At 39.6% G+C, this 15,537-nt stretch carries 11 protein-coding genes; 9 read left to right on the top strand and 2 right to left on the bottom strand.

The window, feature by feature from the left end; genetic code table 11:
* Positions 1-182 precede the first annotated feature (182 nt).
* From lepB (HMPREF2802_RS05510) to HMPREF2802_RS05480, 8 genes are all read left to right on the top strand, one after another.
* On the top strand, positions 183-710 hold the full coding sequence (gene lepB, locus HMPREF2802_RS05510) for a signal peptidase I (RefSeq protein ID WP_070503030.1): 528 nt from the start codon (positions 183-185) through the stop codon (positions 708-710).
* A gap of 10 nt (positions 711-720) precedes the next feature.
* Complete coding sequence (gene lepB / locus HMPREF2802_RS05505; protein ID WP_002472196.1) at positions 721-1,290, top strand: signal peptidase I; 570 nt, start codon at positions 721-723, stop codon at positions 1,288-1,290.
* Between the two features lie 755 nt (positions 1,291-2,045).
* Positions 2,046-5,507: a helicase-exonuclease AddAB subunit AddB gene (gene addB, locus HMPREF2802_RS05500; protein ID WP_070503029.1), complete on the top strand. Its 3,462-nt coding sequence runs from the start codon at positions 2,046-2,048 to the stop codon at positions 5,505-5,507.
* Complete coding sequence (addA, locus tag HMPREF2802_RS05495; protein ID WP_070503028.1) at positions 5,504-9,172, top strand: helicase-exonuclease AddAB subunit AddA; 3,669 nt, start codon at positions 5,504-5,506, stop codon at positions 9,170-9,172. The genes addB and addA overlap by 4 nt, the downstream gene beginning before the upstream one ends.
* Before the next feature lie 240 nt (positions 9,173-9,412).
* A complete protein-coding gene (locus tag HMPREF2802_RS05490; protein WP_070503027.1) occupies positions 9,413-10,327 on the top strand; it encodes a fumarylacetoacetate hydrolase family protein in 915 nt (304 codons plus the stop codon).
* 143 nt (positions 10,328-10,470) lie between these two features.
* On the top strand, positions 10,471-10,863 hold the full coding sequence (locus HMPREF2802_RS05485; RefSeq protein WP_002472215.1) for a YisL family protein: 393 nt from the start codon (positions 10,471-10,473) through the stop codon (positions 10,861-10,863).
* A gap of 213 nt (positions 10,864-11,076) precedes the next feature.
* Positions 11,077-11,322, top strand: coding sequence for an LLM class oxidoreductase (locus HMPREF2802_RS12315; RefSeq protein ID WP_242249938.1), 246 nt, complete (start codon positions 11,077-11,079; stop codon positions 11,320-11,322).
* Positions 11,323-11,334: 12 nt separating this feature from the next.
* The gene (locus tag HMPREF2802_RS05480; RefSeq protein WP_256277930.1) at positions 11,335-12,375 is read left to right on the top strand and encodes an NtaA/DmoA family FMN-dependent monooxygenase; all 1,041 of its coding nucleotides are present in this window, start codon (positions 11,335-11,337) and stop codon (positions 12,373-12,375) included.
* A gap of 208 nt (positions 12,376-12,583) precedes the next feature.
* Here HMPREF2802_RS05480 and HMPREF2802_RS05475 read toward each other — a convergent pair whose 3' ends face one another.
* Both HMPREF2802_RS05475 and HMPREF2802_RS05470 read right to left on the bottom strand, forming a co-directional pair.
* Entirely contained in the window at positions 12,584-13,906 is a 1,323-nt protein-coding gene (locus tag HMPREF2802_RS05475) for a CoA-disulfide reductase (protein ID WP_070503026.1), read from the bottom strand.
* 18 nt (positions 13,907-13,924) lie between these two features.
* Positions 13,925-14,764 carry a Cof-type HAD-IIB family hydrolase gene (locus HMPREF2802_RS05470; RefSeq protein WP_070503025.1) on the bottom strand — a complete coding sequence of 280 codons (840 nt, stop codon included), beginning with the start codon at positions 14,762-14,764 and terminating at the stop codon, positions 13,925-13,927.
* Between the two features lie 158 nt (positions 14,765-14,922).
* Here HMPREF2802_RS05470 and HMPREF2802_RS05465 point away from each other — a divergent pair, with 158 nt between their 5' ends.
* Positions 14,923-15,231 carry a metal-sulfur cluster assembly factor gene (locus HMPREF2802_RS05465; RefSeq protein WP_002472252.1) on the top strand — a complete coding sequence of 103 codons (309 nt, stop codon included), beginning with the start codon at positions 14,923-14,925 and terminating at the stop codon, positions 15,229-15,231.
* Positions 15,232-15,537 lie beyond the last annotated feature (306 nt).

The raw sequence follows: 15,537 nt of genomic DNA, 5'->3' as shown, positions 1-15,537 counted from the left end.
TGCCTTCTCGAATTCAGTCAGCTACCGCGAACGCTCAACTCATTTCATTTTTCTACATCTCGCGACTGATTTATCTGAGATTCAGATGTAATATTTTTCATTATATGGCTCGCATTTTATAATAGAGGAGAATTTATTGTAGTAGAACGGGAATTTCAACGTTCTACTTAAGGGGTTATGCAATGCCTAGAATACTAAAACATTTGATTTCTCTCGTCATAGCAATTATTATTGTACTGTTGATTCAGACATTTCTCATCAGAGGCTACGTGGCGCAAGATAAAGCAATGCAACCGACGTTGTCTCCAGATGATCGCGTGATTATTAATAAAGTAAATACGATGTTTAATCGACTGCACGGTGGCGATGTGATACTGTATCGGCAACATGGACAGTTACATATAAGTCGGATTATCGGGCAACCTGGTGAGACGATTGAGTTTAAGAAAGGGCAGTTATATCGCAACGATCGACAAGTGGATGAACCCTATGCAACACAAGGGCAGATTAAACATTTAGAATTGCGACATGTGAAAGGGTCTGAAGGCGATATCGTGCCGCCAGATGCCTACTTCGTATTGAATGATCAGCGTAAAGACCACAGAGACTCTAGAACATACGGTTATATACAACATTCAGATATTATCGGTCATGTGAGTTTCAGATACTATCCGTTGCAACGCATGACTTGGCAATTTAAAGGAGATTGAGGTGTAGAACGTGAAGAAAGAAATTAAAGAGTGGATTATAGCGATAGCGATTGCAGTTATCCTCATCGTTGTAATTACTAAATTTGTCGGGAAATCCTATACGGTACGTGGTGATTCCATGTATCCTACTTTAAAGGATGGAGAGCGCGTTATCGTTAATATCGCAGGTGTTAAAATGGGCCATCTAGAGAAAGGAAATGTTATCGTCTTCCATTCTCAAGAGAAAGATGACTACGTGAAACGTATTATTGGTACACCTGGCGATAAAGTGGAATATAAGAAAGACCAACTTTATGTTAATGGTAAAAAGGTAAAAGAACCTTACTTAGATTATAATGAAAAACATAAACACCTAGATTATATTACTTCCGAAGATTGGAGTACGAAAAAAATCAACAACGGTAAGGCCGAAATTCCTAAAGGCAAGCTTCTTGTACTCGGGGATAACCGTGAAGTAAGTAAAGATAGCCGTTCATTCGGTTTAATCGACAAAGATAAAGTAGTGGGTAAAGTCGCGCTACGGTATTGGCCATTTAGTCAATGGAAAGCGAATTTCAATCCAGATACAAAATATGAATAATTGAGCAACTACTCCATAATTTAAATTATGGAGTAGTTTTGCTAGAAACACAGAAATCTCTGATTTCGTAGTGTTTCAGCCGCAAGGATGACTAGAGTTCGAAACAGCGAAAGCGATTTCGAACTCAGACATCTACTGCGCAAATAATAAAGATAAGAACAGATATTAAGGTCATACAATTATTGATATAGAATAAAGAACTAAAATAGCACAGAAATCTTTGATTTCGTCGTGCTTCACCCGCAAGGATGACTAGAGTTCGTAACAGCGAGAGCAATTACGAACTCAGACATCTACTGCGCAAATAATAAAGATAAGAACAGATATTAAGGTCATACAATTATTGATATAGAATAAAGAACTAAAATAGCACAGAAATCTTTGATTTCGTCGTGTTTCAGCCGCAAGGATGACTAGGGTTCGTAACAGCGAGAGCAATTACGAAATCAGACATCTACTGCGACGCTTACTATCTTTTCTTTACCTAACTCAAGGACTATTTTTTATCGTGTCTTCGTATATGTTTAATTATTTAGAGATGTACTTAAAATGTTTACACGTTCTTCCTTTTATACATATTAGAAACGTATGTAATCATCTAATTCTTCACATATTTTTTTATCTCAATCTTTTTTATCTAAGACTTCAATTCCAACCACCTATATTGAATTCAATGTCCCATACTGATACATAGAGAAAAATTTTTCTACGCTGGTCCTATGCGTGTTAAACTATCTTTTGAAGGAGTGTTTTTTATGTTTTTGGATGTGTTATACGGCAAAGCGGGCACAGGTAAATCTTATGCGATGCTCGAAGAAATTAAAGAGAAGATGCGTGAGAATCCATTGGGAGACCCTATTATTCTCATTGCGCCTACGCAGAATACGTTTCAGCTTGAACAAGCTTTTGTGAATGACCCAGATCTTCGAGGAAGTCTGCGTACAGAGGTACTTCACTTTGAGCGTCTGAGTCATCGCGTGTTCCAAGAAGTAGGAGGACTGAACGAAGAACAATTATCTAAAGCAGCTACAGAAATGATGATTTATGATATTTTGCATCAGGAGAAATCTGAACTTCAACTCTACGGTTCTCAAATTGACTATTATGGTTTTAGTGAAAAGCTCTACGAACAAATTCAAGATTTTAAAAAATATGCAGTAAGTCCAGAACAAATAACTGAACTCATTGCCACGCATCCTATGCAAACGCGCATGAAACATAAATTACACGATATTGCGCATATTTATCAGCGTCTAGAAGACCGTATTCAAGGTAATTATGTTTCTGCTGAAGATACATTACAACGCTTTATCGAAATGATGCCACAATCAGATTGGTTGTCACGTGCTGAGATTTACATAGATGGTTTCCACAACTTCTCTACATTGGAGTATCAAATCATCCGTGGACTAGCTCAGAACTGTAAATGCGTGAGTGTCTTGCTGACGACGGATGGCGACAAAGACACGTTTAGTCTGTTCAGAAAGCCTTCAGAGGTGTTAACGCATCTTGAAGACATTGCGCACGATTTAGGCACGACACTACATAAGCGTCAGTTCAATCAACAACAGCGCTTTCTCACTCAAGATTTAAGTCATCTTGAGCACCAATTTGACGCCTTACAACCCTCAACAATGAATGCGCAAGGCAATATTCGTATTCTTGAATCGTCTTCTATGCGCGAAGAGGTGAACGAGGTCGCGCGACAAATTATTAAAGATAATCGTGAGCATGGACGTCGTTATCAAGATGTGGCGATTCTCTACCGTGACGAGAGTTATGCCTACCTCTTGGAGTCGATTCTTCCGCAATATGATATTCCGTACCATATCGATGTGAAACGTTCGATGACACATCATCCCGTGATGGAAATGTTCCGCTCGCTCATCGAAGTCGTGCAGACGAACTGGAACTTTGAGCCACTTATGCGCTTATTTAAGACAGGTGTACTTACGCGAAATACGAAAGACGACCACTATCTCATTGATTTACTAGAGAATTTCGTTCTCGAGCGCGGCATTTATGGTCAACGTTGGATTGATGACCGTTATTTTACTATTGAGCAGTTTAGTAAAATGGGTCTAAAACATCACAAATTAACTGAAGAAGATCGTGAAACGTTTGAAAAGGTAGTCCAACTCAAATCCTATGTCATGGATCACGTGTTGCAGCTTGAACGTAACTTGAAAGCAGCGACGACAGCTGTAGAATACGCGACGGCTTTCTATGAAACGATTGAAGACTTTGGTTTGCCGAATCAACTCATGACAGAGCGTGATGAATTTGAAGTTGACGGAGAAACGCAGAAAGCGGAAGAAATTGACCAGATTTGGCAAGGTTTTATCCAAACGCTTGATGACTTGGTGCGTGTATTTGATACGTCCTCGATGACAGTGAAACGTTTCCTTGAACTCTTAGATATCGGCTTAGATCAACTTGAGTTTGTCATGATTCCTCAGACATTAGATCAAGTTAGCATCGGTACGATGGATTTAGCGAAAGTAGACAACAAAGCACATGTCTATTTAATCGGCGTCAATGATGGTAGCTTACCTCAATCTGTAAATTCATCGAGTCTCATTACAGATGATGAGAAACGGCTTTTTGAAGAAAATGCAGATATCGAACTCAGCCCTACATCAGACATTTTACAAATGGATGAAGCATTTGTCTGCTATATCGCAATGACGCGTGCACGCCAACAACTCACGATGTCGTACAGTTTGATGGGCAATAGCGGGGAAGAGAAAGAACCGAGTCCCTATCTTGCACAAATTCAAGCATTGTTCAATCAACTACCGACAACAAATATCCATCATTACCACCACCGTGAGCCACTTGCGTTGATTCAGCATCCGCATCAAACGAAGACGGCTTTATTCGAATCTCTACAAGCATGGCTCAACGAAGAAATTGTCGCGGACACATGGCTGGATACGTATCAAGTGTTGAGAGATGATTCTGAGCTTAATGACGGACTCAATTACTTACTGTCAGCTTTAACTTACAATAACGAGACAGTGCAGTTATCCAATCAGCTTTCTAAAAAGCTTTATGGTAAGACAATAAATGCCAGTGTGTCTCGCTTTGAAGGTTATCAGAATTGTCCATTTAAACACTATGCCTCTCATGGATTGCGTTTAAACGAACGTACGAAGTATAAATTGGAGAACTTTGATTTAGGAGATATCTTCCACCAAGTATTGCGTTATATTTCAGAACGCTTGAATGGTGATTTTACCAACTTACAACCTAATCAGATTCACCAATTAACTGTAGAGGCACTGAATGAAATTCTGCCAGAAGTGCAATTCAACGTGTTAAACTCAACAGCCTACTATCGTTATCTGTCACAACGAATTGGCACGATTGTCGAAAGTACGTTGAAAGCGTTGAAATATCAAGGTGAGCACTCCAAGTTTGTGCCACAACGCTTTGAAGCAGGATTCAGACGTAAGCCGCGTAATAACAATGAACTTGAGGCAACACCGCTACAAACGCGACAAGGTATTCCCATCAATATCCGTGGCCAAATTGACCGCATTGATACGTATCAAAAAGAGGATAAAAGTTATGTCAATGTCGTCGATTATAAATCTTCAAAGACAAGTGGTACGTTAGACTTAACGAAAGTGTATTACGGTCTACAAATGCAAATGATGACGTATATGGATGTTGTGCTTCAGAACAAGATGCGCTTAGGACTCACAGAGATGACGAAACCAGGTGGGCTGCTGTATTTCCATGTGCATCAACCACGTCCGTCATATCAGCTAAATGAGTTGTTACAAAAGGACTTTGGGCAAGAATTTCTAGGTGCTTACCGTTTGAATGGCTTACTTAATGATGACGAAGAGGTGCTCGATGCCTTTGACACACGTTTCGAACCTCAATTCAAATCAGATATCGTGCCTTTGAGAGCGAAAAAAGACGGCGCGTTACATTATTCTAGTAAAGTCGCAAATGAAGAGACAATTTATAAATTCTTGAAGCATAATCGTCAGAACTTTATCGATATTGCTTCTGATATTATGGATGGTCATACGGAAGTGGCACCGCTTCGTTACGACGACAAATTACCATGTGAATTCTGTAATTATCGTGCAGTGTGTCACGTCGATAGTTTAATCGATAGTAAACATTATCGCAGTGTGGATGAAACGATTGATCCACTTCAAGCGATTCAAGATGAGAAGTTAGAAGGTGAAGATCAATGAGAAGTGTAATTCCTGACAAACCCCATGATGTTCAATGGACCGATCAACAATGGAAGAGTATTTATGCCAAGGATCAAGATATTCTTGTCGCTGCAGCAGCAGGTTCAGGGAAGACTGCGGTGCTCGTTGAACGTATTATCCAACGTATATTACGTGACGGCATCGATGTCGATCGTCTTCTCGTCGTGACTTTTACTAATGCGAGTGCGAGAGAGATGAAACAACGTGTTGAAGCGCGTATTCAAGAAGCATCGATCGCCGACCCTTCTAACGCTCATTTGAAAGCACAACGTGTGAAGATTCATCAAGCGCAAATTTCAACGTTACACAGTTTCTGTTTGAAACTCATTCAGCAACACTATGATGTGTTGGATATCGACCCGAACTTCAGAACGAGCAGTGAGGCAGAGAATATCCTATTACTCGAACAGACGATAGATGAGGTCTTAGAACAACATTATGAGAAGTTAGATCCAGCATTTATCGAGCTCGCTGAACATCTTGCCTCTGACCGTAGCGATGACCAGTTACGCCAAATCGTGAAACAGTTGTACTTCTTTAGTGTGGCTAATCCTACGCCATATGCTTGGTTACAACAACTCGATGAGGCTTACCAAGATGACCAACGTATTGAATCCATGCTTGAGACGATGAAGACGTTCGTAAAAGTGTTCTTACAGGCTGGTAAAGAAGCTTTAGAGAAAAGTCATGAACTTTTTTCAATGGCGGTTGATACTGAGAAACAAATTGAAACGGTGGAAGCAGAGCTTAAATTCCTCGATAAAGCATTAGAAGGCGGTCAAGTGCATCCTGATGTTATTACTGAACATGAATTGCCTAAACGCTTTCCAACGCTTACTAAAAAAATTAAAGAAGCGAACGACGGTATGGAAGAAATGTTGACGGACGGCAAAGCACAATATGATGCATATAAAAAGCAACTGACAAAAGTAAAAGAAGAATATCTTTCTCGCTCAGTTGAAGATTTGACTGAAGATATGCAACGCTTAGCGCCTCGTGTCCGTTATTTAGCACAAGTCGCTGAAGATGTCATTAAGCGTTTTAACAAGAAAAAACGTGAACGTAACATTCTTGATTTCTCAGATTATGAACACTTTGCCTTACAAATTCTGACGAAAGCAGACGGTCGCCCTTCAGCAGTGGCAGAAACTTATCGTGATCAATTTGCGGAAATACTCGTGGATGAGTACCAAGATACGAACCGTGTGCAAGAGACGATACTACAAAGTATCAAACAAGGCGACGAAGCAGATGGTAACTTATTCATGGTAGGGGACGTAAAGCAATCTATTTACAAATTTAGACAGGCAGATCCTGGATTATTCATCGATAAATACAATCGTTTTACCACGGAAGGTGATGGGACAGGATTACGTATTGACCTGTCTCAAAACTTCCGTTCTCGTAAAGAAGTCCTCTCGACGACGAACTATCTGTTTAAACATATGATGGATGAAGCGGTCGGTGAAATAGAATATGATGATGCCGCGCAACTTTACTACGGCGCGCCATTTGACGAGCGTGAGCATCCACTACAGTTAAACATGCTCGTGAAAGATGAGGATTCTGAGCTCACGGCGAGTGAACAGGAAGCAGAGTATATTGCGCAACAAGTGGAATATATCATGGAACATAAAGAAGTTTATGACATGAAGACGGGAACTTATCGTAAACCTGAATATAAAGACATCGTTATTCTGGAGCGTAGTTATGGACAGGCGAACACGTTACAACAAGTGTTTAAAGACCATGATATTCCGTTCTTTGTAAACAGTAAGCAAGGGTACTTTGCGCAAACGGAAGTTCAACTCATACTCTCTTTCTTGAGAACAGTGGATAATCCGCTTCAAGACATTTATCTCGTCGGCTTAATGCGTTCTGTGATTTATCAATTTACAGAAGATGAGTTGTCTCAAATACGTGTCGTAAGCCCGAATGATGATTACTTTTATCAATCTATCAAACAATATCAACAGTCTGAGGAAGCTGACCCAGTGCTCGTAGATAAATTGAAGCGTTTCCTTGCGGATATCGCACATTATCAGAATTATAGTCAATCGCATCCGGTGTATCAGCTCATCGATAAATTCTACAATGATCACTACGTTATACAGTACTTTAGTGGTTTAGTTGGCGGTAACGGACGCCGCGCCAATCTCCATGGGCTATTCAACAAAGCGATAGAGTTCGAGAATTCTAGCTTTAGAGGTTTGTATCAATTTATCCGTTTTATCGATGAATTGATTGAACGTGGAAAAGATTTCGGTGAGGAACAAGTCGTTGGGCCTAACGATGATGTCGTACGTATGATGACGATTCACAGCAGTAAAGGTCTCGAGTTTCCATTTGTGATTTATGGTAATCTTAGCGGTCGATTCCAACGCAATGATTTAAATAAAGCTGTGATTCTTAACCAAGAATACGGTTTAGGTATGAAATATTTCGATATGGAGGATTATATCGCTTATCCTTCTCTCGCTTCATTAACTTATCGTGCGATTGCTGAGAAAGAAATGGTTTCTGAAGAGATGCGGTTAATCTATGTAGCTTTAACACGTGCGAAAGAACAGCTTTTCCTCATTGGACGCGTTAAAGAGGATAAAGAATTGGATAACATGGCGAAACAAACGGTATCAGGTACGCACTTACCTGTTAGTGATCGTTTGACTGCACAATCACCGATTCAGTTGATTTATCCTATATTGTCTAAACATCAATCACCTGAACTGCCTAGAAATTTACGTTTCGAGGACCATATTGATGATTTGCCTGACGCGATGCATCCTTATGTAACAGTGAATACGACGTATTATGCTGATATCGCTACAGAAAGTGAAATTCATAATACAGAACAACGCACAGTTGAAGACATCGAAGCACTTAATAGTGGAGATGATGAGTTGAAGTCACAAATTCATCGCCAATTAAGCTATCATTATCCATACCAAGCAGATATTGAGAAACCTTCCAAGCAATCGGTGTCAGAGTTGAAGCGTCAATTAGAGACAGAACAAGCAGATACCAACTATGACCGTGTGAGACAGTATCAAATTGGTTATGCTTCGTACGAGAGACCGGCTTTTATGCATGAACAAAAACGTCGTAAAGCCAATGAGAAAGGGACATTGATGCATACCGTCATGCAACATTTACCTTTCCGTCCTGAAGGTTTGACTAAGGATCAACTCGATGCCTATATCGATACGTTGATTGATAAAAATATTATCGAAGACGATGCAAAACGGGATATCAGTTACGAAGATATTATGAAGTTTATTCAGAGTGATATTTACCAAGATATCGCACATAGTGAGAAAGTATATCGAGAATTGCCGTTTGTAGTGAACCAAGCCAGTGTGGATCATATCGACACAGATGAAGAAGATGTGTCTATTATTCAAGGTATGATTGACCTGATTTACCTCAAGGACGGTTGTTATTACTTCCTCGATTACAAGACCGATGCCTTTAACCGCCGTAAAGGAATGACAGATGAAGAAATAGGTCAACAGCTACGTGAGCGTTACCGTGTGCAAATGCAGTATTATAAAGATACGTTAGAAACGATTCTAGACACTGAAGTGAAAGGCTATCTTTACTTCTTTAAATTCAAGACACTGTCCATTGAAGATAGTGAGGGTTAAGGTCATTTTGGTAAAATGATAAAAAATCGGTCTATCATGTAAATGACTTCAAGCACGCCATTACCGTGATCATTTAAGGGTAATGCGTGCTTTTTTCACATTTAAAAGGTTAATTAATCCATGTCGCAAACTTGACTTGTGAACAATAAAATTTTGAAAATTATGATACTCAGATATTTGTGATTTCTCACAACATTTAGTTATAATGTGATTAAGATTAAGGTGAGGAGCTGATGATGAATGAAATTCCTATCATTCAGATACGAAGGAGAAACATCTTACGGAGTGAAAGTAAAGCGTGAAGAAGCGGCGTGGGATTTAAAGAAAGTCTTCGCTGATTTCGCTCAAGAATCGGACTTTCACCCTAAGACTTTATTACAAGGCTTACAACATAATCAATTAGTAGATTTTCAAGAAACAGTACGTAAAGCTGTAGTCGCTGCTGAGGAAAGTGGAAATGGTGAAGCATACAAAGTTCAATTTAACGATATTGAGTTTCTACCACCAGTCACTCCAACCAACAATGTGATTGCGTTTGGTCGTAACTATCAAGAACATGCAGACGAGTTGAATCATGAAGTGCAACGTCTGTACGTCTTCACTAAAGCGGCGTCATCACTCACAGGTGATAATACAACGATTCCAAATCATAAAGATATTACAGATCAGCTTGACTATGAAGGCGAGCTTGGCGTTGTTATAGGTAAGGCCGGTGAGAAGATTCCTAAAGGCTTGGCTTTAGACTACGTATATGGATATACAATTATTAACGATATTACTGACCGTAAAGCGCAGAAAGCTCACGATCAAGCTTTCCTTTCTAAGAGTTTAACAGGTGGATGCCCAATGGGTCCTTACATCGTGACGAAAGATGAATTACCAGAGCCTGATAATGTCAATATCGTAACTAAAGTGAATAACGATATTCGTCAAGACGGTAATACGAGCCAAATGATCTTAAATATTGATGAATTAATTGAAGAAATTTCTAAATACGTGGCATTACATCCAGGGGATATTATTGCGACAGGTACGCCAGCAGGTGTAGGTGCAGGTATGGAACCACCACAATTCTTACAACCTGGCGATGAAGTGAAGATTACTATCGATAATATCGGAACTTTAACGAACTTCATTGCGGATAGTGAAGAATAATAAGATACGATTAATGATGAGCGGGTTGCTTACGGGTGACTCGCTTTTTTATTTCGTGTTCGTAGCATCTTTAATTCGCATTATAATAGGGTATCTATTATAATAGCACATGGTAAATATTAGATTAGTGTGGGGGTATATTCGTGTTACACATTCATATTACAAGTTGGGTGCTCGCAATTATTTTATTCTTTGCGGCATACTTCAACTTTTCGGCTAGAGAAGGTGCGACGCCATTCTTCAAGATAGCACATATTCTATTACGTATCTTTATGGTATTAGTCCTCATCTCTGGTTTCTGGTCATTAATGCAAGAAATGACAGCCGATGATGGTGGCGGTCACTTGTTACTTACAATCAAGATGCTTTGTGGTATCGTCGTTGTAGCTTTAATGGAAGTGACAATTGCTAAACGTAAGAAAGGTGAAGCGAGCCACGGTCTGCTATGGTGGACGATTATCATGATCATTATCACAATGATTCTTGGTGTAATCCTACCATGGGGCCCAATTTCTTCACTCTTTGGCATTCATTAAGTATAAGTGCGTATCTTGCCGATGCTTGTCGATGATTAACTTATCGATGAGTGTCGGTTTTTTTATGTGATGAAAGAACTTCATAGGATAAAAGTAATCCGTGTCTTGTTATTGATGCCCTTTTTAAAAGTTCACCTTTCATATATTAATTTTAGTAAAATAGTTTGCTATACTCATGTTAAATATCAAACTATTGTGAAAGGAGTCAATCGCATGTCAGAAATGCATTTAACGGTGCTCTATTATAGTACAGGTTTACATCCAGCATCTTGGCGCTTACCTCATTCTCATATCGACGAAGTGGGAGATATTGATTTTCAAGTTAAAATTGCTCAGTTAGCTGAAAAAGGTAAATTAGATGCTTTCTTTTTAGGTGACGGTCAATACATTTCTGGAGAAGAAACAGGACATATTTCTTATTACTTTGAACCCTTAACTGCTTTAGCAGCACTATCGTGAGAAACGCAATACATCGGCTTGATATCAACCATTTCTTCAACCTTTTACGAACCTTATCTTGCAACACGCATGTTATCAAGTTTACAACAACTTTCTCACGGAAGAATTGGTGCTAATATTGTGACTTCTCAATTTGATGCGGAAGCGCATAACTTTTCAATGAACCATTTACCTCCTCTTGAACAACGCTATGCGAGGGCTGACGAATTTATTACAGTGATGAAGAAACTTTGGAATTCCTTTACAACTGAGGCAATTATCAATGATAGGGAAAAGGGCGAGGGGCTCGATAATCACTACATACGTCCGATTCAACATCAAGGTGACTCCTTTAAAGTTGATGGTGCAATCAATATCCCTACGAGCACCTACGATAGACCTTTATTATTTCAAGCAGGAACCTCTCTTCCAGGACGTGCTTTAGCGGCCAAACATGTAGAAGCAATCTTCTCTATCGCCTGGAATCGACAGGATGCACAAGATTTCAGAGCAGATATTCATCATCGAGCAGAGTTGGAACATCGTCGTCCACCGCTCGTTCTTCCTGGTTTAACGGTTTATGTGGATGAAACTTACGAACAGGCAGCACAATTGAAAACACAACTTGATGATTTTATACCTTTAGCTAAGCGTAAAATGCAATTGAGTAAAGCGCTAGGAAGGGATATAAGCGATTGGGATTTAGATGCGCGTGTACCTCAACTTCCGGATTATTCGAAGTTAACTCGTAAAGTGACACGTTCATTATATGAGGCGATTAAAAGGGCATGTGAGGAAGAAGAATTAACATTAAGGCAGTTACTAGATCGTTTCGGTACGTGGGTAGGCCACAAGACAATTGTTGGAACACCTGAGCAGGTCGCTCAAGAAATGATTGACTGGTCTGAAACAGAGGGTTGTGACGGCTTTATGCTTATGCCACCAACCTATCCTGAATCGTTTGAAAAGTTCGTCGATTTAGTTATCCCTATTCTTCAAGAACGAGGTTATTTCAGAAAAGAATATTCAGACCATACTTTAAAAGGACATTTAAATCGAGAAGCTTTGGACTAAATTTAAACGAAGCCTTCAACAGATAACGAAATACGAGCGTGAAAACAATTTTAAAATAACTACATAGAATAATAAAAACACGACGTCATCCTCTTTACGACATCGTGTTTTTACAGTAGCTGTGTTACTTGAAAAAATTAGCGCTATCTCGAATGTGAGGCAGCGAGGCGTGAGCAAGACAAAGAAATTATTCAGCGTTCTGTTTTGCTCACTTATTTCTTGCTTTATATCCGATCATATTTATCGCATCTTTAGGACTGCTATATGGCGGCGCATAAGCCACTTCAAAGTCAGTAAGTTCATCTATAGTGAGTTGATTCTGCATAGCCATTGATAAGACATCGATCCTTTTATCTGCACCGTCTTTGCCCACTGCAGCAGCTCGAATGATCTTGCGTGAGTCGTTCTCAAAATATACACGAAGATGTAAGCGCTCATTTCCTGGGAAATAACCTGCGTGCTGACTCTGTTTTGTTTCAACCATCGTGTAATCAAAGTGTTTGAGCTCTTGCGGTTTCACACCCACACTCGCGAACGTATAATCGAAGAATTTCACGATATTGGCACCTAAAAAGCCAGGAAACACTACGTTACTATCGCCAGCAAGTTGTTCAGCAATAATACTAGCGCCACGATGTGCACCCCAAGCTAGAGGAACATGTGCAGGTAGGTCAACGTGACGATAACGTTGTGTAATCAAGTCACCCAAAGCATAGACATCTGGCACAGTGGTTTCGAAACGTGTATTCACCGGTAAGTAACCTTGATCATCGAGTTGAAGCCCAGAACCTTTAAGAAATTCAGAGTTCGGTTTCACGCCTACGCCCTCGATGATTAAATCATAATCTTCTTGTTTACCAGATTTGAAAGTAACAGTATGGCCATCCACACTAGTCATTTCTTCATTGAATCTATAGGAAATACCACGTTTTTCTAATTCATCTATAATAGGTGAATTCATATCTTGATCCATCAATTTATTAATTTCTTCAGAACGATGGATTAACGTCGGATCGATACCGCGATGATACAAATTCTCCAGAATCTCTAAACTGATATATCCAGCACCGATCACGAGCGCACGCTGTACTTGATGTTCACGAATGTACTGGTCAATCGCATCTGTATCTTCCATATTGCGTAGCGTGAAGATCATGTCACTGTCCACATCTAGACGGTTAGCGCGACAACCCGGACTCAGTATCAACGTGTCATAGCTTTCTTCAAACGTGCGGTCAGACTCACGGTTATACACCGTGACTGTTTGTGCTTCGGTATTGACTGCGGTTACTTCATGATAGGGCTTCACTGTAATTTTCTTTTTATCGTAAAATGCCTCAGGTGTGGCTTCTAATATTTGATCTCTATCTTGAACGACGCCACCAATATAATAAGGAAGACCGCAATTGGCGAAACTCATATCACGGTCCTTTTCAAAAATAACAATTTCACTCTCTGAGTCTAAACGTCGAATTTGGCTTCCTACTGTCGCTCCGCCGGCTACAGCACCTACGATTACAATCTTACGCATCACTTGTCATGTCCTTTCTTATTTATCTGCATTATAAGGGATATTTAAATTGAAAAAGTCATTTAAATAACGACCGATACCATCTTCGTTATTGGAATATGTTGCTTCATTCGCAATCATTTTAATCTCATCTAAGCCATTAGCCATCGCTACGCCATGTGTCGCATACTTCAACATTTCACTATCGTTATCTTCATCTCCGAAAGCGATGATGTGATCGCGATCGATATCGATATACTGACGTGCGTAGTCAATGCCGCCAGCTTTATTAATACCCTTTCTCACGATTTCGATAACTGGGAATGGGGCACCCCAACGACGATGTTCAATATTCTCAGCGTAGAAGTGATTTAACATATCTTTAATCTGAGGAATTTGCGCTTCAGGACTTTCGACTAATAGAGAAGTCGGTGCTTCGGTTAAGTTCTCGAGTAAATTACCGATTTCTATATTTGGGTTACCCATAGAGAACCCTTCGAATAGTGTTTCGTCGTAATTGTCGATATACACATGGTCGCGTACCTCTGCGACCAAATTGGACACGTCGTATTCTTTGAGTGAACGAATCATTTCATGCGCGACATCTAAGTCTAGCTCATCATGAATCATCTCAAATGCTGTGTCATCTGGGTGGTGAACGTAAGCGCCATTGAAATTAACGATGGGCGTATGCATCTTGAGTTCATGATAGTAAATATCGCAAGCGCGGTAAGGTCGACCTGTAGCAATCATTAAATGATGACCTTGTTCTTGCAAAGTGAGCAATACTTGCTTAGTATAAGGTGAAATTTCCTTTTCATCGTTGAGTAGTGTACCATCTAGGTCTAAACAAATAAGATAGGGGTTCGTTGTCTTCATTATTACTTGCTCCTTATCAGTGATTACAACTGCGCAATTCATAGTCGGAAACTATTACTCGTACGCGCAATATTGCACTAACATCATAGCATTTTATTGGCGTTTTGTAAGATATTTGATATATTGTGTATATCATTAAATTCTGAGAGGTGAGACGAATGGATGAAGCATTGAAAGACAGTATACTGAATGCGTTAGAAATGGTTATTGACCCTGAGTTAGGGATTGATATCGTTAACTTAGGTTTAGTATATAAAGTTGATGTCGATGACGATGGTCTCTGTACTGTCGAAATGACGCTAACATCTATGGGTTGTCCGCTTGGACCACAGATCGTTAACCAAGTGAAGACCGTATTAGCAGATATTCCAGAAATTCAAGATACAGAGGTTAATATTGTTTGGGATCCACCTTGGGACAAAGAAATGATGTCTCGCTATGCGAAGATTGCGCTAGGTATTGGATAATCCAACCAGAACTAGCAATGGCTGATAAATCACAAGCTGTTGTTAGTTCTTTTTTATGCAGTTTGATGTTTTGATTTTTATATTTTAGGTAAAAGGTTTATAGTAAAATGAGCTCGAATGATGAGTGCCACTATCCGTTTTAAAACGGGTTTGAAAAAGTTTAACTAATTTTGACCTTTAGGGTTGAATTCTCGTAAAAGGCGTCGTATAATATAGTTAAGGTCAAAGAAAGTCAAAGTCAAAACAACTTCTTTGATCAAACCGAGTAGTAATTTTATCTAAAATGAAGCTTAAGGCCTGCTTTCA

The sequence above is a fragment of the Staphylococcus sp. HMSC071G07 genome, from assembly GCF_001811435.1.
GTDB lineage: Bacteria > Bacillota > Bacilli > Staphylococcales > Staphylococcaceae > Staphylococcus > Staphylococcus pettenkoferi.
This window is presented reverse-complemented; position numbering and strand designations above follow the sequence as displayed.